At 70.0% G+C, this 20,846-nt stretch carries 18 protein-coding genes; 6 read left to right on the plus strand and 12 right to left on the minus strand.

The genetic code is table 11. The features are described 5' to 3' along the window. Window positions 1-6: 6 nt before the first annotated feature. Together ETO60_RS05355 and ETO60_RS05360 are read right to left on the minus strand one after the other, a co-directional pair. Complete coding sequence (locus tag ETO60_RS05355; RefSeq protein WP_130003509.1) at window positions 7-1,392, minus strand: glutamate--cysteine ligase; 1,386 nt, start codon at window positions 1,390-1,392, stop codon at window positions 7-9. Window positions 1,393-1,404: 12 nt separating this feature from the next. After that, window positions 1,405-2,190, minus strand: coding sequence for a 16S rRNA (uracil(1498)-N(3))-methyltransferase (locus tag ETO60_RS05360; RefSeq protein ID WP_130003511.1), 786 nt, complete (start codon window positions 2,188-2,190; stop codon window positions 1,405-1,407). Between the two features lie 130 nt (window positions 2,191-2,320). Here ETO60_RS05360 and ubiA point away from each other — a divergent pair, with 130 nt between their 5' ends. Together ubiA and ETO60_RS05370 are read left to right on the plus strand one after the other, a co-directional pair. Next, a complete protein-coding gene (gene ubiA / locus ETO60_RS05365) occupies window positions 2,321-3,220 on the plus strand; it encodes a 4-hydroxybenzoate octaprenyltransferase (protein WP_234026345.1) in 900 nt (299 codons plus the stop codon). 89 nt (window positions 3,221-3,309) lie between these two features. Then, window positions 3,310-3,585 carry a PepSY domain-containing protein gene (locus tag ETO60_RS05370; protein ID WP_130003523.1) on the plus strand — a complete coding sequence of 92 codons (276 nt, stop codon included), beginning with the start codon at window positions 3,310-3,312 and terminating at the stop codon, window positions 3,583-3,585. A gap of 41 nt (window positions 3,586-3,626) precedes the next feature. Here the strand turns inward: ETO60_RS05370 and ETO60_RS05375 are convergent, their stop codons facing one another. The 3 genes from ETO60_RS05375 to ETO60_RS05385 form a co-directional block, all read right to left on the minus strand. Then, window positions 3,627-4,154 carry a SixA phosphatase family protein gene (locus ETO60_RS05375; protein WP_130003525.1) on the minus strand — a complete coding sequence of 176 codons (528 nt, stop codon included), beginning with the start codon at window positions 4,152-4,154 and terminating at the stop codon, window positions 3,627-3,629. Beyond that, complete coding sequence (locus tag ETO60_RS05380; RefSeq protein ID WP_130003527.1) at window positions 4,151-6,901, minus strand: ATP-dependent DNA helicase; 2,751 nt, start codon at window positions 6,899-6,901, stop codon at window positions 4,151-4,153. The genes ETO60_RS05375 and ETO60_RS05380 overlap by 4 nt, the downstream gene beginning before the upstream one ends. A 77-nt stretch (window positions 6,902-6,978) precedes the next feature. Next, on the minus strand, window positions 6,979-7,194 hold the full coding sequence (locus tag ETO60_RS05385; RefSeq protein WP_130003529.1) for a hypothetical protein: 216 nt from the start codon (window positions 7,192-7,194) through the stop codon (window positions 6,979-6,981). Window positions 7,195-7,290: 96 nt separating this feature from the next. On the opposite strand from ETO60_RS05385, the gene ETO60_RS05390 reads away from it, so the two are divergent. After that, the gene (locus tag ETO60_RS05390) at window positions 7,291-8,925 is read left to right on the plus strand and encodes a lysine--tRNA ligase (RefSeq protein WP_130003531.1); all 1,635 of its coding nucleotides are present in this window, start codon (window positions 7,291-7,293) and stop codon (window positions 8,923-8,925) included. A 15-nt stretch (window positions 8,926-8,940) separates the two neighbouring features. Here the strand turns inward: ETO60_RS05390 and ETO60_RS05395 are convergent, their stop codons facing one another. Continuing rightward, the gene (locus ETO60_RS05395; RefSeq protein WP_130003532.1) at window positions 8,941-9,606 is read right to left on the minus strand and encodes a prolyl hydroxylase family protein; all 666 of its coding nucleotides are present in this window, start codon (window positions 9,604-9,606) and stop codon (window positions 8,941-8,943) included. On the opposite strand from ETO60_RS05395, the gene ETO60_RS05400 reads away from it, so the two are divergent. Beyond that, window positions 9,605-10,213: a cytochrome b gene (locus tag ETO60_RS05400; protein WP_130003534.1), complete on the plus strand. Its 609-nt coding sequence runs from the start codon at window positions 9,605-9,607 to the stop codon at window positions 10,211-10,213. The genes ETO60_RS05395 and ETO60_RS05400 overlap by 2 nt on opposite strands. On the opposite strand, the gene ETO60_RS05405 is transcribed toward ETO60_RS05400, so the two are convergent. After that, entirely contained in the window at window positions 10,195-11,130 is a 936-nt protein-coding gene (locus tag ETO60_RS05405) for an RcnB family protein (protein WP_130003536.1), read from the minus strand. The genes ETO60_RS05400 and ETO60_RS05405 overlap by 19 nt on opposite strands. A gap of 132 nt (window positions 11,131-11,262) precedes the next feature. Here ETO60_RS05405 and ETO60_RS05410 point away from each other — a divergent pair, with 132 nt between their 5' ends. After that, window positions 11,263-11,868, plus strand: a complete 606-nt coding sequence (locus ETO60_RS05410; RefSeq protein WP_234026346.1) for a pyridoxamine 5'-phosphate oxidase family protein — start codon at window positions 11,263-11,265, stop codon at window positions 11,866-11,868. A 172-nt stretch (window positions 11,869-12,040) separates the two neighbouring features. On the opposite strand, the gene ettA is transcribed toward ETO60_RS05410, so the two are convergent. Further along, window positions 12,041-13,714, minus strand: a complete 1,674-nt coding sequence (gene ettA, locus ETO60_RS05415) for an energy-dependent translational throttle protein EttA (RefSeq protein ID WP_130003538.1) — start codon at window positions 13,712-13,714, stop codon at window positions 12,041-12,043. A 133-nt stretch (window positions 13,715-13,847) separates the two neighbouring features. Between ettA and ETO60_RS05420 the strand changes: the two genes are divergently transcribed. After that, entirely contained in the window at window positions 13,848-15,224 is a 1,377-nt protein-coding gene (locus tag ETO60_RS05420) for a M20/M25/M40 family metallo-hydrolase (RefSeq protein WP_130003540.1), read from the plus strand. 19 nt (window positions 15,225-15,243) lie between these two features. Here ETO60_RS05420 and ETO60_RS05425 read toward each other — a convergent pair whose 3' ends face one another. The 4 genes from ETO60_RS05425 to ETO60_RS05440 form a co-directional block, all read right to left on the minus strand. Then, a complete protein-coding gene (locus tag ETO60_RS05425) occupies window positions 15,244-16,059 on the minus strand; it encodes a hypothetical protein (protein ID WP_130003542.1) in 816 nt (271 codons plus the stop codon). After that, entirely contained in the window at window positions 15,971-16,867 is an 897-nt protein-coding gene (locus ETO60_RS05430; protein WP_130003544.1) for an MBL fold metallo-hydrolase, read from the minus strand. The genes ETO60_RS05425 and ETO60_RS05430 overlap by 89 nt, the downstream gene beginning before the upstream one ends. Window positions 16,868-17,024: 157 nt before the next feature. Next, on the minus strand, window positions 17,025-18,647 hold the full coding sequence (locus ETO60_RS05435) for a PepSY domain-containing protein (RefSeq protein WP_130003546.1): 1,623 nt from the start codon (window positions 18,645-18,647) through the stop codon (window positions 17,025-17,027). Beyond that, window positions 18,644-20,779, minus strand: a complete 2,136-nt coding sequence (locus ETO60_RS05440) for a TonB-dependent receptor family protein (RefSeq protein WP_234026347.1) — start codon at window positions 20,777-20,779, stop codon at window positions 18,644-18,646. Before ETO60_RS05440 ends, ETO60_RS05435 begins: the two co-directional genes overlap by 4 nt. Window positions 20,780-20,846: the final 67 nt, after the last annotated feature.

A 20,846-nucleotide genomic window follows, 5' to 3' on the forward strand; every position in this document is an offset into this window, starting at 1 on the left:
AGGCGGTCAGAAGCTGTCGCGATAGACGCGGGAGACATCGCCTTCCCACTCGCCGTGATAGCGGTCGAGCAGGGTTCGCGCCGGAACCTTGCCGCTCTCGACGATCTGGTGAAGCGTGTCGAGGAAGCCGGTCTCGTTGTCGCCGCTGGCATTCAGGCGCCGGCGCGCCGTCAGGCCGGCACGGGCAATCTCCAGCACGCGTGCGGCAAGCGGGCGCAGAGTGCCGCCGCCGGGCACCGGCGCGTCGAGGGCAAGCCGGGGCACCGCCATGCGCAGCGCCTCGCGTTCCTCGACGGTCCAGTGCTTGACCAGATCCCAGGCGGCATCACAAGCGCTGCTGTCATAGAGCAGCCCGACCCAGAACGCCGGCAGGGCACAAATTCGCGACCACGGGCCACCATCCGCGCCCCGCATTTCGAGGAAGCTCTTGAGACGCACCTCGGGGAAGGCGGTGGAGAGGTGGTCGATCCAGTCGCTTTCGCGCGGCAACTCGCCGGGCAGAACGGGCAGCCGTCCGGCGAGAAAGTCGCGGAAGCTCAGCCCGGCCGCGTCGAGGTAGCGCCCGTCGCGGAACACGAAATACATCGGCACGTCGAGCATGTAGTCGACATAGCGCTCGTACCCGAAGCCGTCCTCGAAGACGAAGGGCAGCATGCCGGTGCGATGCGGATCGGTGTCGGACCAGATGTGGCTGCGGTACGAGAGGAAACCGTTCGGACGACCTTCGAGAAACGGCGAGTTGGCGAACAGCGCCGTGGCGAGCGGCTGAAGCGCAAGACCGACGCGGAACTTCTGCACCATGTCCGCTTCGGACCCGTAGTCGAGGTTCACCTGGATGGTGCAGGTCCGCAGCATCATGTCGAGGCCGAGCGAACCCACCTTCGGCATGTGGCGCAGCATGATGGCATAGCGGCCCTTGGGCATGACCGGCAGTTCGCCGCGCGTCTTGTCCGGCCACATGCCGAGTCCGAGGAAACCGACGCCGAGCCGCTGCCCGATCGCCTTGACCTGATCGAGGTGCCGGCCCGCCTCGGCGCAGGTTTCGTGCAAGGTTTCGAGCGGACGGCCGGAGAGTTCCAGCTGCCCGGCCGGCTCGAGGCTGACTGTCCCGTCTGGACCGCGCATGGCGATCACGTTGACGGTCCCGTCCGGGCCGGTTTCCTCCACCGGTTCCCAGCCGAACTCGCGCAGGTTCAGCAGGATGTCGCGGATGCCCCCCGGCTCGCCATAGGTCGGCGCGCCATGATCGGCCGTGCGGAAGACCAGCTTCTCGTGCTCGGTGCCGATGCGCCACTGTTCCGGGGGCTTGGCGCCGTTCTCGAACGGGGCGAGGAGCTGCGCACGGGACTCGATGACGGGATCGGCCGCTGCCGAGGTTTCGCGCGTGCTCATGGCCCAACGCCGTTACGGGTCCGGCGCCGAAACGCAATCCCTCGGCTTGGCCCAGTCCCCCGCCGCGCCCATCCACAGCGCCGTTGCGGCAATGGCCGCGGTCTCGCCGCGCAGGATCCGCGGGCCGAGGGTGACCGGCCGCGCCTGCGGCAAGCCCCGGATCAGCGCGCGCTCCGCCGTGTCGAAGCCGCCCTCCGGTCCCACCAGCAAGGCGGCGGGAGAGGACGGGGCGCGGGAAAAGGCGCGCAGGGCGGGCGGTGCGTCGCCCGCCTCGTCGGCGAAGAACAGGAGGCGTTCCGCCGGCCAGTCCGCAAGCAGCGCTGGAAGGGGTTCCGGGGTGTGCAGGCGGGGCAGCGCGGTGCGGGCGCATTGTTCGGCGGCTTCGACGACGACGGTCCGCGCCCGGGCCAGGTTGAGCTGGCCGGCGACGCAGCGACGGGTGAGCAGCGGCCGGATGGCGGCAACCCCCAGCTCGGTCGCCTTCTCCAGCACGAGGTCGTAACGGTCCTTCTTGAGCAGCGCCGCGCAGAGCCAGAAATCGGGAGTGGCTTCGCGCCCGCGCATGTTCTCCACCACCTCCAGCGCGATGTGGCGGCGATCGGCCTGGATGACGCGGGCGGACCATTCACCCGTCTCGTCGTCGCACAGGACGACCGCGTCACCGGGGCCGAGGCGCATGACGCGCAGGAGATAGTGCGTCTGGTTGCTGTCGGGCTCCACCTGCGCGCCGCGGGCAAGCGGACCGGGCACGAAGAGGCGCGGAGCGCTGCGCGGAGGCCATGCGGGGGTGGCGGGCATGGCCGCATGGCCTAGCGGCATCCGGCGCCCGGCGGAAGACCGGCGCCGTCCAGCCACAAGAAGCACGGCTCGCGGGACACCCGCCTCGCCGCTCTTCCGTGCAGCCCCGCCGGCGGTTAAGGACACGGGCGTGACCCCCATCGTTCCCGACAGCGAATACCGCCGCCCGGTGAGCCGGCTTCCCGCCCTTGCCCGCGATCTGGCGATGCTCGCGCGCTTCGACCGGCCGATCGGCTGGTGGCTGCTGTTCTGGCCCTGCGCCTGGGGCGTGTGGCTCGCCGGAGTAGGTCTCCAGCTGCCGATGGTGGCGTGGCTTCTGCTGGGGAGCGTGGTGATGCGCGGCGCGGGATGCGTGTACAACGACATCCTCGACGCGCGTCTCGATGCGCAGGTGGAGCGCACCGCGTCCCGGCCACTGGCCGCCGGCAGGGTGAGCCGCCGTGCAGCTTGGCTCTGGCTCGGCGTGCTGCTCGCCGCGGGGCTGCTGGTGTGGCTGCAGCTCGGTTGGCCGGCGCGACTTGTGGCGCTCGCAAGCTTGCCGCTGGTCGCAGCCTATCCGCTGATGAAGCGGATCACCTGGTGGCCGCAGGTCTGGCTCGGCCTTGTGTTCGCGTGGGGGGCCTTGGTTGGCTGGGTCGAGGTGGGCGGCGCACGCTGGGACGTGCTGGCTGCCCTGTACCTTGGCACCGTGTTGTGGGTGGTGGGCTACGACACCGTCTATGCCCTGCAGGACCGGGAGGATGACGCCCTGATCGGGATCCGGTCCTCGGCGCGTCGGCTGGGCCGCAGAGTGCGCGCCGGCGTCGCCGTTCTCTACGCCGGCGCGCTTTCAGCCTGGGCCGCCGCTATCCTCCTTCTGAGGCAGGATTGGGTGGCGCTGCTCGCCCTTTTTCCGGCGGCAGCGCACCTTGGATGGCAGGTGTTCCGGCTCAGGCCCAACGCGCCGGAAGGCGCCCTCCACCTGTTCCGTTCGAACCGGACGACCGGCGCGCTCGTGGCCGCTGCCTGCCTCGTGGTCGGCAACGCCTAGCAGCCGACCGCGTGAGCCGAACGGCTGGTGGCATTCGCGCGCACTGTTTCGCGGCTCGGCCATTGATTGCTCACGTGAAAGGAGTGGTCATGACATTCAACAGAGTGCTTTGCCTTGCCCCGCTTGCTCTCGTCGCGGCTCCCGCCGCTGCGGCTGACCGCCCGCCGACACCCGCAGAGCGGACCCAGATCGAGCGCGTGCTGACGGAGGCGGGCTACGTCCGCTGGGACGGGATTGAGCTGGAGCAGGACGACGGCCGCAGCTACTGGGAGGTGGACGACGCGCGGCGCGCCGACGGTTCAGTGTGGGATCTCAAATTGGCGCCGCAGACCTACGCGATCATCCGCACGGACCGGGAGGACTGATCTTCCCCTGGCGCGCCGGATCCGCTGCCTTCGGGCGCGGACTACGGCTCCGGCGCAAGCCTTGCGTCGAGGTCGCGCGGGCGGGTGAAATGCGTGAGCGTTCCGCCCGCCGCGACCGCTTCGCTCCACGGCCCGTCTGGCAGTTCGATGATGGCGAAGGTCGCGGTCGGGAATTTCTCCTTCGCGGCATCAAACAGCGCGTTTTCGGCATCGGGTCGCACAAGAGTCAGCACAAGGTTCTGAAGTCCGGGGTTGTGGCCGACGAGAAGCACCGACTGCACCGTGTCGGGCAAGGCGGAAAGCGCGTCGGCCAGCACCTCTGCCGAGGCGAGATACAGCGCGGCATCGAAGGTGATCTCGGCGTCGGGAAGTGCACTCGCCGCGGTGAGGCGCACCCGCGTCGCCGTTGATGCCAGCACCAGTTGCCAGTCGGTGCCTTCGGCGGCGATATGCTCGCCCATCAGCTTTGCGCCGAGGCGGCCGCGCCGGTTGAGACCGCGATCGTGATCGCGCTTGTCCTGGTCGGACCAGTCAGACTTGGCATGCCGCAAGAGGCCAACCCGTTTCATCCGGCATTTCCGTTCACGAGAGGTGGCATAGCCAGAGGCAGGGACGATTCCGGCTGCGCCTCTGATAGCCGGAGAAGCGCCTCAGACAAGGGCACGCGTGAAACCGGCACGTCGGGCGGGAACGCATCGAGGAACCGGCTGGGCATGGCGGGCGAGAGGAGCACGACAGTCCCCCGGTCCCCGGCGTGGCGGACAAGGCGCCCGAACCCCTGCGCCAGCCGGCGACGCACGATGCGCCCGTCATATGCCGCTCCGCCGGCTGGATCGGCGGCCCGCCGCGCCCGGTGGAGGATAGTCGGGCGCGGCCAGGGCACCTGATCGAGAACCACGCAGCGCAGCGAATGTCCAGGAACGTCGACCCCGTCGCGCAACGCGTCGGTGCCGAGCAGCGATGCCGCCGGATCGTCACGGAACATGTCGGTCAGGGTGCCGGTGTCGATCGGATCGACATGCTGTGCGTAGATCGGCAGACCGGCCCGTGCCAGACGATCGACGATGCGGCCATGCACCGCCCGCAGGCGCCGGACCGCGGTGAACAGGGCAAGGACGCCGCCGCCGCTGGCCTCGATGATCTGCGCCAGCGCACCCGACAGGGCGGCCACGTCCCCGCGCGCGATGTCGGTGACGATCAGAACCTGTGCCTGATCGGCGAAGCGGAACGGGCTGGCGACGTCGACGAGGGCGGGCGCGCCGGGCAGATGCGTGGCGCCGGTGGTGCGGCGCGCCTCGTCCCAGTCCGGCCCGGCGGCGGTGCGGCCGCACAGGGTCGCGCTCGTCACCAGCACGCCGTGAGCCGGCTCGAGCACGGTGCGGGCAAAGGGCTTCATCGGATCGAGCCAGCGCCGGTGAAGCCCGACGTCGAATTCGCGCTGGTCGTTCCGCTCCACCGCCAGCCAGTCGACGAAATCGGGATCGGCCGGACCGCCGATGCGCGCCGCCAGCGTTGCCCACGCCGTCACCATGTCGATCCGCCAGGCAAGCGCCTGCCGCGCGCCGTCGAGGCGGCCGCGACCCGCCGGGTCGAGCCAGTCGGGCGGGTCCGCAACGACGCTTTCGAGCCGCTGTGCCAGCCGCATCATCGGCCGGGCGAGCGCGTCAAGGGCATCGCGGGTCTCTTCCGCATGGGTGATCAGCTCTGCCGGGAGCTGCGCCGCTTCGGTCTCGATCGCGTATCCCGCATCGACCCCACCGCTGGCATCACGCGCATAGGTCACCGCACGGACCGCCGCCAGCAGGCGCTCCACCGCACCGCACGGCTGGTCCGTCTGCACCCGGTCCAGCCACCCATCGGCAGGCAAGGCGTCGGCCGCCTCAACCGCATCGGCCAGCGCCGCGGCGCCGTCCTCGTCGGCTGCCGCGACATCGGCGAGCCGGACGGCCAGTCCGCGGCGCCGCCCGCGGCCCTGCCGTTCCGGTCCGAGCAGCCAGCGGCGCAGTTCAAGGCATTCCTGTCCGGTCAGCGAGGCGCCGAAGGTCGCATCGGCCGCATCGAACACGTGATGGCCCTCATCGAACACGATCCGCATCGGTCGCGAGGAGGGGTCCCGCCCGCGGGCGGCGTTCACCATCACCAGCGCGTGATTGGCGATCACCAGCTCGGCCTCGCTGGCGGCGCGCACGTTCCGCTCGATGAAGCAGCGGCGGTAATGCGGACAGCCGGCATAGACGCATTCGCCGCGCTGGTCGGTCAGCGACGCGATCCCGCGGCGGCGGAACAGCGTGCCCAGCCAGCCGGGCAGATCGCCGCCGATCATGTCGCCGTCGCGCGTGTAGCGCGCCCAGCGGGCGACAAGCTGTGCCAGAATGGCCGCGCGGCCGCCAAACCCCCCTTGCAGCGCGTCCTCCAGATTGAGCAGGCACAGGTAATTTTCGCGCCCCTTGCGCACGACCACCGGGCGCACGCCGTCGGCACGCCGTTCCGGCCAGGCGCGCGCGGCCTCGGCGCGGAGCTGGCGCTGGAGGTTCTTGGTGTAGGTGGACACCCACACGGTCCCGCCCGACCGCTGCGCCCAGAGGGATGCGGGGGCGAGATAGCCCAGCGTCTTCCCGGTTCCGGTCCCCGCCTGTGCCAGCACCAGGTGAGGTTCCGCCCTCCGGTCACGGGGCGCGAACATGGCGGCCACGGCGGCGGCATAGTCCTGCTGACCCGGCCGCTGCTCTGCTCCGGCACCGGCGAGTTCGGCCAGTCGTGCGCGCACGTCGGCGGCACTGAGCGAGACCGACGTGGGCTGGGGACGCTCCGGCGTCTCTTCCCATTCCGGGAGCACGGCAAACAGCGACCGCTCGGCTGTGGCGGGCGCGGTCATCACCGGCCTGAGCAGACTTGCCCAAGGCCAGCGCAGCCGCGACAGGGCCGCGAGTGTCGATGCTGCCCCCTCGCGCTCGGGCCAGAGCGGGTCGCCGGCAACCTCGAGGAGCGCGCCGGCGATGAGCCGCAGCGCCGCCGGCCCGTCGCCCTCGCTCACCACCCCCGGCTGTCCCACCGCCGCGAGTAGTCCTGCGACGGTGGGCACGCAGAAGCGGGCCGGATGCACGAAGGCGAACAGTTCGAGCACATCGAGGCCGGACAGTTCCGGATAGCCGAGGCGCCGCGCCAGGACGGGTGCGTTGATGACAAGGTGCGGCGTGTCGGCCGCCGCGGCGATGGCGGTCCCCCGGTCGACCTCGCGCGTCTCTCCCGCCGGGCCAGCGAGCCACACCCCGGCATGGCTGGCATAGAGGGCGGGAAGGTCGTGCGGCGCGGTCATCGAGCCGCACATGGGCCGCCGCGGTGCAAAGGGCAACGCGGGCGAGGCGCAAAAGGCAACGCCGGGGAGGCGCGACGTCAGTCGCGGCGCACGGTGGTCGTGCGGATAATCTCCTCGTCGCCGCTGGGAGCCGGCCGGCGGGTGTTCTTGACGGTGCTCATCAGCGCCACACCGAACAGGACGACCGCGCCGATGATGACCCAGATCTGCGGCACGCCCGCGGTCAGGGCGCCGTAGGCGAGGCCGCCGATGACCAGAAGGAAGCCGAGCAGGTAGACGATGGACGTGTTCATGACCCTCTCCCGTTGTCGTTTGCCGCGGTTATCGCGCGAACGCGGGATTGCCGCAACGGTCTTGAATGTGCGGGCCGGTTCGGCAACAGCCCGGCGATGACCGGAACCATTCTTGCCGAAGCCGCCCGTGCCTCCAAGGCCTGGCCGTTCGAGGAAGCCCGCAAGCTGCTGAAGCGCTATCCGGACGGCCGCAAGCCCGACGGCTCGCCTGTGCTGTTCGAGACCGGCTACGGTCCGTCCGGCCTTCCGCACATCGGCACCTTTCAGGAGGTGCTGCGCACCACGCTGGTGCGGCGCGCGTTCGAGGCGCTCATCGGGGCGCGGCCCGAGGACGGCCGGACGCGGCTCGTCGCGTTCTCCGACGACATGGACGGGCTGCGCAAGGTGCCCGATAACGTGCCGCGGCGTGACCTGCTTGCCGGCCATCTCGGGCAGCCGCTAACGCGCGTGCCCGACCCGTTCGCCGCGGGCCATGCGAGCTTCGCGCACCACAACAACGCCATGCTGCGCGCTTTTCTCGACCGGTTCGGCTTCGATTACGAGTTCGTGTCCGCGACCGAGCGCTACACGTCAGGCGCATTTGACGCGGCCTTGCGGCAGGTGCTCCGCTGCAACCAGGCGATCCTCGACATCATGCTGCCCACGCTGCGTGACGAGCGGAAGCGGACCTATGCGGCCGTTCTGCCCATCTCACCGACCAGCGGGCGCGTTCTTCAGGTGCCGGTGGAGGTGGTCGATGCCGAGGCGGGACTCATCCGCTTCACCGACGAGGACGGCACCCTCGTCGAGCAGTCCATCCTTGGCGGCCGGGCGAAGCTCCAGTGGAAGGTCGATTGGGCGATGCGCTGGTACGCGCTGGGCGTCGACTACGAGATGTACGGCAAGGACCTGACCGACAGCGGCGTGCAGTCCGGCCGGATTGTCGAGGTGCTGGGCGGACGCAAACCCGAAGGGCTCATCTACGAGCTGTTCCTGGATGCCAAGGGCGAGAAGATCAGCAAGTCGAAGGGCAACGGCCTCTCCATCGAGGAGTGGCTGACCTATGGCAGCGAGGAGTCGCTCGGCTACTACATCTTTCCCAATCCCCGCTCCGCCAAGCAGCTTCATCCGGGTGTGATTCCGCGGGCGGTGGACGATTACTGGCAGGCGCGCGCGCTGCTGGCCGAGCAGCCGCTCGACAAGCAGCTCGGCAACCCGGTGTGGCACCTCGCGCGCGCGAATGGGGGATTTGACGGCGCGGAGGCGCCGGGGGCGGGGGACCGGCTGCCGGTCAGCTTCGCGCTGCTCCTCAACCTTGCGGGCGTGCTTGGCGCCGCGGCGACGCGGGAACAGATGTGGAGCTATCTCGCGCGCTATGTTCCCGGCGCTCGGCCGGACCAGCACCCCGAGCTGACGCGGATGGTGGACCATGCGCTCGCCTACAACCGCGACTTCGTGGCGCCGGGGCTGCACCGCCGCGCTCCGCAGGGGGCGGAGGTTGCGGCGCTGCGCGCGCTCGATGCGCTGCTTGCGCGCGTCGACCCGGACATCGCGGCGGAGGAGCTGCAGACGCAGATCTACGAGATCGGCAAACAGCCGGAATACGGCTTCGCCTCGCTGCGCGACTGGTTCCGGGTGCTGTACGAAACCCTGCTCGGCAGCGAGCAGGGGCCGCGCATGGGCAGCTTCATCGTCCTCTACGGCATCGCCAACACGCGCAGGTTGCTCGCGGAAGCGTTGAAGTCGGCGTGACGGTCCGCGCTCGGCTCAGAGCCAGCTCCGCGTCCGGTACCATTTCGTCAGCACGTATTTGACGCCGCGGATCACCGGCGTTCCGGCATGGATCGTCGCGTGGTTCGGCGTGCCGTCAGGCGCGGCGTTGTTCCAGATCAGCAGCACGCCCGGCTGCGGGGCGATGTCGATGCCGAGCGCGGTGAAGGATGTCGCGCCGCCTTCCTCGACCGTATTGAGAAACGCCATCGCGGTCCAGCTGCGCTGTCCGCCGCGGGCGGCCTCGTTCTGCCAGTAAGGCTGGTCGGTGTGGAACCAGTCGCAGTGCGGCTTGAACTCCTGACCCGGAGCGTAGCGCTGTCCCTGGATCGTTTCTCCCCACTCGGACGCGATCCCGAGCAGGTCGTCGATCCGGCGCGACACGGCCTGGACGAAGGGATCGGACGGCTCGAAGTCGCCCGAATACGAGGTTCTGAAGCCTTCGGTGTTCGGAGCCTCGTACAGCGCGCTCGGGCGCGCCACCGCATCGATCATGCCGATGAACCGGTCGCATTCCGCGGGCGTCAGGAAGTCGCCGACGGCAAAGATCTCGGCGCCGTCGACGGGAACGCGGTAGACTTCCGGCGATGCCGCCAACCGCTCGCGCACACGTTCGCCCGTGTGGCGCAGCGCGTCCTGATCTGGTATGGTCTCCGCAGCCATGGCGCATGAGATACCGCAAGAAGGGCAGCGGGCAAACCACCCGAACGGCCTGCCTTCATCTGCCTCCCGCTACTCGGCCGTGGCCATGGCGCTGCACTGGATCATGGCCGCGCTGATCGTCTGGAACCTCGCCAGCATGATGCTGACGCCGCAGGCATGGGCGCGGACCCTGCTGCCCACGCACATGGCGGTGGGACTGACGGTGCTGCTGCTGTCGCTGGTCCGCCTCCTCTGGCGGCTGACGCATCGCTGGCCGCCTCTGCCCGCGACGATCCCCCTGTGGGAGAGGCGCCTCGCGCGCGGCTCCCATGCGCTGTTCTATGTCCTCATGCTGGCGGTGCCGCTGAGCGGATGGCTGATGGTGTCGGCCTCCAGTGGTCGCGCCGTGAACTGGTTCGGGGTGGCGAGCATCCCGCCGCTGCCCGTCGCCAGCTCCCGGTACGCGGTCGCGGCCTTCTACGAGATGCACGAGATCGGCGCGACTCTGATGGCCGGCCTGCTGCTTCTTCACGTCGCCGGGGCGCTCCGCCACAGCCTGCCGGACGGCGGGACACCGCTGCTCCTGCGCATGCTGCCCCGCCGCTCCGCCTACCAGAAGAAGTCGTAGATGACGTCCACCACTTCGCCGCTGCGCAGATCGACCAGCAGCACGTCGTCGTAATAGCGGACCCAGCGGTAAGGACCCCAAACTTCCGGCAGGCGGTACCGCCAGGGATCGTTGATCCAGTAACGGCTGCTGTAGAACAGCGGCGCGATCTGGATGCCGATGCGCAGGCGGCTGTAGCTCCAGCCACGGTGCGGCGCATGGTAGAGACCGGGGCGGAACAGGCGCTGGTTCAGGCTGCGGTGACGGTACCAGTCGAAGCGCGGATCGCGGCGCCAGCCATACCGGTCCCAGCCGCGCGCGCCCGCGTCGCGGCCGTTCCAGCCCTGTCCGCGCCAGCCCTGTCCGCGCCAGTCCTGTTCCCTCCAGGTCTGTCCCCCCCAGCCGCGCCGGTCGTCATCGCGGCGGTCGCGCCACCCGCCACGGTCATCGCGATCCCGCTGACGGCCGTCTCGGTCCCATCCGCGCCCGTCGCGCTCCCACCCGCGATCGTCGCGTGCGCGTTCGCCGCCGCGCCATTCGCCCGGCCGCAGCGCGCCGCCGCGCCCGTCGCGAGTGCGGCCGTCACTCTCGTCGCCGCGATCGCGCCACTGGCCTGCGCCGGTCTCGCCGTCACGCGCGCGCCGGTCCCACTGGTCCTGCTGCCGTGCGGCGCCGCTGCTGCCACGCCGTTCCCAGGCAGCTCCGTCACCTCGGCGCGACGGCTCCGCGCCGTCGCCGCGTCCCGCTCGGCTCTGCCGCTCGCGCGGCTGCACGGCCAGCGGCTCCACCGGACGCTCCACCTCCGGCTGCCCGCCCGTGCGGCCCCGCTGTCCAAAACTTTCCGGCTGGGCCGCCGCTGCCGACAGCGGCACGAGCGATGCCGATGACGCGGCCGCGATGATCAGCCCGCGCGCCAGCCTGTCGAACCCGATCTTCATGTCCGATCTCTCCTGCACCGGCCGCGCCACACCCAGCGGTCCTGTTTGACGATGACCCCGTCATGCGCCTACGGCGCTGACGCGATGCTGAACCCGATGGCAACCTTTCTGTTCATGTCATCATTTTTCTAGATGAACAACGAGATCACAGATTCTGGCGTGGCGACGGGTCTGGCCAAAATCCTGGCGGATGTTGCCGGGCGTCTCGCCGCCGCGCCGCTCAGCGCCCGTGATCCGCTGCACGTGCCCGCGGTGGCGACCGCCGATGCGCGGGTGCGCGGCATGGTGCTCCGGGGAGTGGACACGACGCGCTGGACCCTGCGGTTCCACACGGACAGCCGCGCGCCGAAAGCGCGGATCATCGAAACGCAAAGCGCGGTCGGCGTGCTGTTCTATGACCGCGAGGCACGGGTGCAGATCCGCTGTCAGGGGACAGGCGCGGTCGTCCGCGACGGAGCGGAGGTGGATGCCGCGTGGGAGGCGGCCACGGCCTTCGCCCGGCGCTGCTATCTGGGGCTTGCGCCGGGCGCGGTGACGGGCCGACCCTCTTCCGGTCTGCCGGACTGGGTCGAGGGCGTTCGCCCGACTGAGGAGCAGCTGCTGCCGGCTCGGCGCAACTTCGCCATTCTGTCGGTGACGGTGGACGAGATCGACTGGTTCACCCTCGCGCACACCGGCCACCGGCGCGCCGTGTTCCGGCGCGACGATGGCTGGCGCGGGGAGTGGATCGCGCCCTGACGCCGGGCGCGGGCGGCGAAGGCGCCGAGACATGGACCGCCTGTGACACGGTCCAGGCAACACTCACCCGCCCGCGCGGCACGCGGAGAGCGCAGCGCCGCGGGTGTGCGCGTCTCCTTCGCGCCGCGTCAGGACAGCGGCCGGATGGCCGCAAGCTCACGGCTCGCGGTCATTACCGGGTCAGCTTCTTGTAGGCGAGGCGGGTTGGCCGGTCGGCCGCATCGCCGAGACGGCGGCGCTTGTCCTCCTCGTAAGCGGCGAAGTTGCCCTCGAACCACTCGACATGGCTGTTCCCCTCGAAGGCGAGGATGTGCGTCGCCAGCCGGTCGAGAAAGAAGCGGTCGTGGCTGATCACCACGGCGCAGCCGGCGAAGTTCTCGATCGCCTCCTCCAGCGCGGCCAGGGTTTCGACGTCGAGATCGTTGGTCGGCTCGTCGAGCAGCAGGACATTGCCGCCCTGTTTCAGCATCTTGGCCATGTGCACGCGGTTGCGCTCGCCGCCGGACAGCTTGCCGACGTTCTTCTGCTGATCCGGCCCCTTGAAGTTGAAGGCGCCGACATAGGCGCGCGTCGACATGTCGTGGCCGTTGACCTTCATGTAGTCGAGCCCGTCGGAGATCTCCTCCCACACGTTCTTGCTGCCGTCGAGATGGTCGCGGCTCTGGTCCACATAGCCGAGCCGGACGGTCGAGCCCATTTCGATCGAGCCGCTGTCCGGCTGCTCCTTGCCGGTCAGGATCCGGAATAGCGTCGACTTGCCGGCGCCGTTGGGACCGATCACCCCGACGATGCCGCCCGGCGGCAGGGTGAAGGACAGATCCTCGAACAGCAGCTTGTCGCCATAGGCCTTGCTGAGGTTCTTCGCCTCGATGACCTTGCCGCCAAGGCGTTCGGGCACCTGGATGACGATCTGCGCCTTGCCGGGCCGCCGGTCGGCCTGGGCCTCCTGCAGCTGCTCGAACTTGCGGATGCGGGCCTTGCTCTTGGTCTGCCGCGCGGCCGGAGTCTGCCGGATCCACTCCAGCTCCTCGCGCAAGGCCTTGGACCGGCCGCTCTCCTCGCGCGCTTCCTGCTCCAGCCGCTTGGCCTTCTTCTCGAGATAGGTCGAGTAGTTGCCCTCGTAGGGGTAGTAGCTGCCCCGATCGAGCTCGAGGATCCAGCCGACCACATTGTCGAGGAAGTAGCGGTCGTGGGTGATCATCAGCACCGCGCCGGCATACTCCTTGAGGTGGTTCTCCAGCCACTGCACACTTTCGGCGTCGAGGTGGTTGGTCGGCTCGTCCAGCAGCAGGATCGAAGGCTTCTGGATCAGCAGGCGGGTGAGGGCGACCCGGCGCCGCTCGCCGCCGGACAGGTCGGTGACCGGCCAGTCCCCCGGCGGACAGCGCAGCGCCTCCATGGCGATCTCGAGCTGGTTGTCGAGCGTCCAGCCGTCGAACGCGTCGATCTTCTCCTGCAGCTCGGCCATCTCGGTGCCGAGCGCGTCGAAGTCGGCGTCGGGCTCGGCCATCAGCGCGGACACGGCGTTGAACCGTTCCACGAGATCGGCTGTCTCCCGCGCACCGTCCTTCACATTCTCCAGCACGCTCTTGCTCGGATCCAGCTCCGGCTCCTGCGGCAGATAGCCCACCGTGATGTTCTCGCCCGGCCACGCTTCGCCGGTGAAATCCGTGTCCAGACCCGCCATGATCTTCATCAGCGTCGACTTCCCCGCGCCGTTCGGGCCGACAATCCCAATCTTGGCCCCCTGATAGAACTGGAGGCTGATGTCCTTGAGCACCGGCTTGGGCGCGCCGGGAAAGGTCTTGGTCATGTTCTTCATGACGAACGCGTACTGCGCGGCCATTGGTCGGTCCTTCGTGCTGTGCGGATCGGGGGCGGAGTTGCCGGGCCATCTAGGGTGTTCGCGGGCGCCCGGCAAGCGGAGGCGGCGCGGTCCGCCATTGCCGCCGCTGCCGCGGAGCGTTAGCACCGCGCGCATGACGCGCTTTCATCTCGCCGCCGCCCTGTCGGCGCTCGCCATTCCTCACGCCGCCATCGCCCATGTGCCCGCCACTTTGGCGCAGGCGGCCGACACCGCCCTTGAAAACGACGGGATCGCCTGGGACTTCGTCGAAGGCATCACCACCGAGGTCGGACCCCGCCAGGCCGGCACCGAGGCGGAGGCGCGCGGCCGTGCCTGGGCGATGCGCTGGCTTGCGGCGCAGGGCTTCGCCCGTGTCGCCGAAGAGCCGTTCACCATGGACACTTGGATCCGGGGCGAGGAGCAGGCCGCGATCACCGCGCCGTTCGCGCAGCGGCTGGTGGTGACGGCGCTCGGCAATTCGGGCGCGACCGGGCCGCGCGGGCTTGAGGCCGAAGTCGTCTATTTCCCCAGCCATGCCGCGCTGCAGGCGGCGCCGGACGGAAGCCTTGCCGGCAAGATCGCCTATATCGGCCACGCCATGCGCCCGACGCAGGACGGATCGGGCTACGGGTTTGCCGGTCCCGCGCGCTGGACCGGGCCGGCGATCGCGGCGCGCAAGGGCGCGGCGGCGGTGGTGATCCGGTCCATCGGCACGGACCATCACCGCGGCGCCCACACCGGCGGCACCACCTTCCCCGAAGGTGTTCGGCCCATTCCGGCGGCGGCACTGTCCAATCCCGATGCCGACAATCTCGAGCGCATGTTCCGCCGCGCCGCCGGTCAGCCGATCCGGATGCGCCTCGTCCTCACTCCGCGCCAGCTTGGCCGGACCGCGAGCGGCAATGTGGTGGCCGAGGTGCCGGGGCGCGACCCGTCGCTGCCGCCGGTTCTGCTCGCCTGCCATCTCGACAGCTGGGATCTCGGCACGGGGGCGGTGGACGATGCCGCGGGGTGCGGCATCATCGCTGCCGCCGCCCTGCATGTGGGCCGGCAGGGCACGCCGCTGCGCACGATCCGGCTGCTGTTCGCCGGGGCGGAGGAGACGGGGCTGTGGGGCAGCCGCGCCTACGCCGAAGCACACCGGAACGAGCGCTTCGCCGTGGGGCTGGAAAGCGACTTCGGTGCCGACCGCATCTGGCGCCTCGACACCAACTTCACCGAAAGCAACCCGGCCCTGTATCGCCAGCTTGCCGCGGCGGTGGCGCGCTTCGGCGTCGCGCCGTCGCGCGAGGTGGCGACCGGCGGCGCCGATCTCAACGTCATCCGCGAGCAGGGCGGCGCGCTTGTCGATCTGCAGCAGGACGGAACCCGCTATTTCGATCTCCACCACACGCCCGAGGACACGCTGGACAAGGTCGACCCGGTCCAGCTGCGGCAGAACGTGGCGGTGTGGACGCAGGTGGTCGGGATCCTGGCGAACACGGCGGGCGAATTCCGGCCGGCCGAGTGACGCTGCCGGACCCGGGCGCTCAGAGGGCGAGAGCGGCGGCGATCACCATGCCCCCGCCGCGTTCTTCGCCCCGGTTGCGGCTGTAGGCAAGGTCGAGCGTCGCCTGCTGCGACAGCTGGTGCCGCACACCCAGCTGCCACACCGGCGCCTGGCCCTGCGTGAGCAGCACTTCCCCCTGCAGGCTGAGCGTGTCGGGGCGCACGTCAAACGCCAGGCGCAGCCCGCCCGTCGGCACGGTGCGCCGCGCGTCCCAGTCGCGGATCAGGCCGGCGTTGGCGTGAAGCCGCACCCGTTCATGCGCGCCCACGCTCATCAGGCCGAGCAGGGTCGTCTCGCTGCCACCGTCCCGGGCGAGGTTGACGCCGTGCTGCAGCCCGGCGCCAAGTTGCACCTCGCCGGGCGCGGGAGGGTCTTCGCCCGCGCCGCGTTTCACCTCCAGCCCGACGACCCGCGCGGCGCTCTCGCCAAAGCCGCGCTCAAGGGTCGCGGTGAACTCCCACAGCGGAGTCGCGGCTGGGGTGAAGGCGGGGGTGAGCACCACCAGCCTCTCCCGCCCGCTGAACAGGATCAGCCCCTCGACCTGCGCCCGCCCGGCCGGGGTGACGAGGGCGTCGTCGATCAGGAAGGCGCCGTTGGCGAGCCCGGCAACCGGCCATCCTGCCGTGCCGGCCGCCGCCAGCGCCAGCGACCAGCGGAGCGGCCGGCGCGCCGGCAGGGTTGCACGCTTCCGTGCCGCGGCGCGCAGCTTACTCGTCCTCGTCCACCGGCTCGAAGCGGTTGAGCGGGATCTTGAGAAACGCGCGTCCGTCGCACTCGGGGTCGGGCAGCCGGCCACCGCGGATGTTGACCTGCAGCGCCGCCAGCATCAGCGCGGGCAGTGGCAAGGTCGCGTCCCGCTTGGTGCGGGTGGCGACGAACTCCTCCTCGCTGATGCCGTCCTTGACGTGGACGTTGTCGGCCCGATGCTGCGCAACGGTGGCCATGCACATCGGGTCGCGCCCGTCCTTGCCGTAGTCGTGGCCGACGAACAGCGCGGTGTCGTCCGGCAGGGAGAGGATCTCGCGGATGCTGCGGTACAGCGCATGGGCGTCACCGCCGGGGAAATCGGCGCGCGAAGTGCCCGCGTCCGGCATCATCAGGGTGTCGTGCACGAAGGCGACATCCCCGAACACGTAGGTGATCGACGCCATGGTGTGTCCGGGCGAAAACAGCACCCGCCCGTCGAGCTCGCCGACGCGCAGCGTGTCGCCGGCGGCGAACAGCCGGTCCCACTGGCTGCCGTCCGCCGGCAGGTCGGGCAGGCAGTAGATGTCCTTCCAGAGCTTCTGCACGCCGACGACCTTCTCCCCGATGGCGCGCGGCGCGCCGTATTTCTCGGCAAGATAGGGAGCGGCGGAGAAGTGGTCGGCGTGGGGATGGGTATCGAGCACCCATTCCACCTTCAGCCCCTCGTCATCGACATACCGCGCGATGGCATCGGCGTTGCGGGTGCTGGTTGCGCCCGCCTTCTCGTCGTAGTCGAACACCGGGTCGATGATCGCCGCCGCGCGTGTCGCCTTGTCCGCCAGCACATACTGATAACTCCCCGTCTTCTTGTCATAGAATGCCGCGACACGGGATTTCTCGCGTTCGAACACGTCCATGTTCTGCTCCGGTTGATGTTGTCGTGTGCTGGCGGGGGCGGATGCCCGGTTCCTCAGGACCAACGTCGCAGCCGGCGATTGGCTCCGCGTTGCTGCGCGAAGCGCGGCGTCCTGAACCGCGGCGGGCAGCAAGCACCGGCCGTGCGGGACCGGCGGCTCAGCCCGTTGCCGTGTTCCGCTTTCTTCCCCGGCGGACCAGCCTCATCCTCAGCCCCGGCACGGCCATGAAGGCGATGAGGGCAAGGACGACGCCCGCGACAACCGCGTTCTGCGCCAGCCGGCCGACCGGGAACAGGAAGTTCCACTTGTGCGCCAGGCTGAACACCAGCCGTTCTGGCTTCTCCCAGTCCGACACCCGGTCGACGAGGACACCTGCACCGGGATCGACGAACAGGCTGGCGTTGACGGGGGTGCCGTAATCGACCCGCCACACCGGCAGCCGCTTGTTGCGAAAGTCGTAGTCGTGGCTGAACCTCGTGACCAGTTCGACGCTGCGGACCGCACCGTCGGGTGCACCGGTGAAGCGGCGGGCGATGGCCAAGGCCAGATCCCTGTCGCCCGACACGGCGGGTTCGCCCGTGGCGGCGTCGAGGAGGATCGCCGGACCATCGGGCCTGATCCCGGCAAAGCGCGCCTCGCGCATCTCGGCGTCGGTGGTGGGCACCCGGGCGGAGGCGGGCGCCACCGGCGCCGCGCCGTGGTCATGCCCGCTCCGGCCGCTCTCTGCCGCCGCAGCGGCGTCGGCCGGACCGTGATCGTGCATGCCGCCGCCCATCGCGCCTCCGGATGGCGCAAGGGCGATGCGGTAGAGCGGCTGGCCCTCAGCCCCCTCAACCAGCGCGACGCCGGCGATGCGGCGTCCTTCGGCAAGGCGCGCCCAGTCTTCCTCGACCGGCCATCGGCCGCTTGCCACGTCGATCGGCCGGCCCATCGCCAGATTGCTCACCGCCGGAGAGACGGCGGACTGGACGAGGTGATACAGACCCGAGGCGGAGAACAGGATCAGGGGCAGCGCCAGCACGTAGCCGGCCCGCCGGTGCCATCCCCGCGCGCCCGGCAGGCGCGCCTTGCGCCGGATCGTGACCAGCATGGCAAGGCCCGTCAGCGCGATGGCGAGAAGGCTGCCGACCATCAGGAAAATTACCGCGACCCGCAGCCAGCCGAGCCTCTCGGGCACCCATTCCCACGTGTGCAGCGTCCGGAACACGGCCTGAAGCCGGTTCTTGGTGTGGTTGTTCACCGCCGCGAGGCTGGATGTTTCCGTGTGGACATAGGCGGTCAGGCCGTCGTCGCCCGCAAAGCGAAGCTTCCACACGGGCAGCAGCCGGTTGACCCACGGGTAGTCCGCGTCGAACGCCGTCTGCAGCACGGCCGACGTGACCGCGCGGTCGGTGGCAAGGTAGTGGCGGGCGAGGAAATCGGCCTGCGCTTCGTCGCCGTCGGCGATCTCGGCGCCGTCTGACGGGCGGAAGTAGCGCCGCTCCGCCAGCGGCTGCGTCGTCACCTGCCACAGCACCCCGCCTCCGGCGGCCGGCACCGTCTTCACCGCCACCGCCTCGGCAATGCCGTGGCGGGCGAGGGTGGTCGCAATGGGCTGCGCGCCGGCAAGCGCGACCGTCGCGCGCGGCGGCAGGAACTGCGCCTGCTGCGGACCGAACAGCACCATCGCGACATGGGTGAGGCCCGACAGACCCCAGATCAGCAGGCTGATGCCGCCCACGATGGCCAGCACCCGGTGCTTGGACAGGGACCAGCGCGCCGTCGTGTTCTTCATGCTCATCGCTGCATCCCCTTCCCGAACATGGCGCGCAGGCCCGCGAACACGGCGCGCCCCTGACCCGGCGTGTAGAGCGCCTCGTTGGCGAGACGCTGGTTTGCGTTGGTGGTGACGTTTGCGATGAACACGGTGTCGAACAGGTTCTCCACCGAACCGAACAGCTCGAGGGTCCGCGTCAGGGCTGCTCCGGCGGTCAGCTGCACGGTCGTGTAGCCGGGCGCCCGTTCGGTGTTGGCGTAGTCCGCCCACGGGCCGTCGGGGATCCACCGCACGGTGGCCGAGAGGTGGAACCTGTCCGTCTGGTCGAAGCGGGCTTCGGTGACCAGCACGTGCCGCGGCACGCCCGCCAGCCGGTTGTCGCCATAGATGGGGTCGTTCGCGAAGGCGAAGTCGTTGAGAGTGTAGGCCGCGCTCAGCCGCAGCGACTGGCCGCGCGCCTCCAGTGCCGTCCTGAACGGCCGCAGGTCGAGGCCGAGTTCCAGCCCCCGGTGGAGGGTGCGCCCGCCATTCGCGGTCACCGTCACCAGTCCCCGCGCCCCCGGCACGGCAAGATCGAGGAACTCGTTCTCCAGCTCCGCGCGGTAGAGGGCGACATCCCAGGCGACGATTCCTGCTTCTCCGCGCGAGCCGATCTCGACCACGGTGGCGCGCTGCGGCGCGAGGGGTGCGAAGGGGAAAACGCCGCCGCTCGTCACATCGGCGAGGCTCGGTGGCTCGAAACTGCGGCTGATGTTGCCGAACACCTGAACGTTCGGGGCTGCATCCACCAGCAGGCCGATGCGCGGATTGAACTGGTCATGCGCGACCCGCCCCGTCACCGTGTTCAGGATCGCGGTCACGTCGCGCGTGGCGCGGGCATATTGCCCGCCGATGACGAGCGTTGCCGCGTCCGTGATGCCCAGATCGGCCCGCCCGAACACGGTCAGCGTGGCCGAATCCTGATCGGAGCGCGCACGCAGCGCGCCGCGCTCGCCGGAGACGTTGGCAAAGATCTGTGCGTCGTTGCTCGCGAAGGCGGTGATCGCGCCAAGCTGCCAGCGGCTGTGACGGCCGGGGAAGGGAAGCGCTCCCGACAGGCGCAGCGAGCCGCCGACCTCGTCCTCAACCTGCACGATGATGCCGGCGAAGCGGGTGATCGCATGGTCGAGATTGCGGCGGGCATACCAGCCGCCGAGTTCCAGTGTGGCGCTGTCCGCCTCGATCACCGTCAGGTTCGAGACGCGGAAAACCGCAAGATTGCGGTCCCAGTCATCGGCGACCGGACCGGGATCGACCACCACCGGTCCGGCCCGCACCGGGCGCCCCGCTGCACGCGGATTGGCCAGCGCGTCGGCAAGGCGCAGCGTGCCGGCCAGCTCGAAAATGTCGGTCAGGGCGGTGGCGTAGAACCGGCTCTCAACACGGTCGGACACGCGCCAGCCGAGATTGCCATGGGTATAGAGGCTGCGCACCGCGCTGTGTTCGCGATAGCCGTCGCTGGCAAGTCCGGTGAGCCCGCCCCAGGCATCGACGTCGCCGCTCCTGCCCGAAAGCGAGGCGTTGGCGCGGACGGTGCCGAAACTGCCGCCTTCGACGCGCAGCATCAGCGGTGCGCGCGCCGTCCGTCCCGTGGGGCTGACGATGTTGACCGCTCCGCCGAGCGATGCCGCCCCGAACCGCAGACCGTTCGCACCCTTGAACACCTCCATGTAGCGGATGGTGAGCGGGTCGACCTCCTGGAACTCGGTCGAGCCCGACGCGCGGCTGATCGGCACCCCGTCGCGCAGCACGGTGAGCCCGCGCCGCTCGAAGCTGGAATTCAGGCCCGAGCCGCGGATGGAGATCCGGCTCTCGCGCGGGGCGCTGGTGTCGGCGAAGACGCCGGGCGTGAGTTCGAGCACATCGCCGATCGCCTGGGCAAAGGTGTCGGTGAAGCCTTCGTCCTCGACCAGCCCGACGGCGCCCGGGATGCGTTGCAGCTCCCGGCGTGCAGCGTCGGGGGTGGGGGCGGTCGCGCTGCCGGGCAGGCTGGCGGTGACGATGATCTCCTCGCCGCGCTGTCCGACGCCCTGCGCCTGAAGCGGAGCGTGGAAGGCGGCGAGAGTGGCGAGCATGGTCGCGCCGGAAAGGGCGCGTTTCACGCGGATGACTGGCATGTTGTATCCCGATGTCGTGTGGCAGAGCCGCCGTGCGGCGGCGCGCCGTCAAACCTGCCGAGGCGGG

The sequence above is a fragment of the Qipengyuania thermophila genome, assembly GCF_004153605.1.
Taxonomy (GTDB): Bacteria; Pseudomonadota; Alphaproteobacteria; order Sphingomonadales; family Sphingomonadaceae; genus Qipengyuania_B; species Qipengyuania_B thermophila.

Coding starts and splice junctions, on each gene's coding strand:
- ETO60_RS05430 (WP_130003544.1), bottom strand. CDS start 16,867: ATGGACGTGTTCGAACGCGAGAAATCCCGTGTCGCGGCATTCTATGAC.
- ETO60_RS05380 (WP_130003527.1), bottom strand. CDS start 6,901: ATGACCGCGCCGCACGACCTTCCCGCCCTCTATGCCAGCCATGCCGGG.
- ETO60_RS05385 (WP_130003529.1), bottom strand. CDS start 7,194: ATGAACACGTCCATCGTCTACCTGCTCGGCTTCCTTCTGGTCATCGGC.
- ETO60_RS05440 (WP_234026347.1), bottom strand. CDS start 20,779: ATGCCAGTCATCCGCGTGAAACGCGCCCTTTCCGGCGCGACCATGCTC.
- ETO60_RS05395 (WP_130003532.1), bottom strand. CDS start 9,606: ATGGCTGCGGAGACCATACCAGATCAGGACGCGCTGCGCCACACGGGC.
- ETO60_RS05355 (WP_130003509.1), bottom strand. CDS start 1,392: ATGAGCACGCGCGAAACCTCGGCAGCGGCCGATCCCGTCATCGAGTCC.
- ETO60_RS05410 (WP_234026346.1), top strand. CDS start 11,263: ATGAACAACGAGATCACAGATTCTGGCGTGGCGACGGGTCTGGCCAAA.
- ETO60_RS05390 (WP_130003531.1), top strand. CDS start 7,291: ATGACCGGAACCATTCTTGCCGAAGCCGCCCGTGCCTCCAAGGCCTGG.
- ETO60_RS05360 (WP_130003511.1), bottom strand. CDS start 2,190: ATGCCCGCCACCCCCGCATGGCCTCCGCGCAGCGCTCCGCGCCTCTTC.
- ETO60_RS05435 (WP_130003546.1), bottom strand. CDS start 18,647: ATGAGCATGAAGAACACGACGGCGCGCTGGTCCCTGTCCAAGCACCGG.
- ettA (WP_130003538.1), bottom strand. CDS start 13,714: ATGGCCGCGCAGTACGCGTTCGTCATGAAGAACATGACCAAGACCTTT.
- ETO60_RS05370 (WP_130003523.1), top strand. CDS start 3,310: ATGACATTCAACAGAGTGCTTTGCCTTGCCCCGCTTGCTCTCGTCGCG.
- ETO60_RS05375 (WP_130003525.1), bottom strand. CDS start 4,154: ATGAAACGGGTTGGCCTCTTGCGGCATGCCAAGTCTGACTGGTCCGAC.
- ETO60_RS05400 (WP_130003534.1), top strand. CDS start 9,605: ATGGCGCATGAGATACCGCAAGAAGGGCAGCGGGCAAACCACCCGAAC.
- ETO60_RS05420 (WP_130003540.1), top strand. CDS start 13,848: ATGACGCGCTTTCATCTCGCCGCCGCCCTGTCGGCGCTCGCCATTCCT.
- ETO60_RS05405 (WP_130003536.1), bottom strand. CDS start 11,130: ATGAAGATCGGGTTCGACAGGCTGGCGCGCGGGCTGATCATCGCGGCC.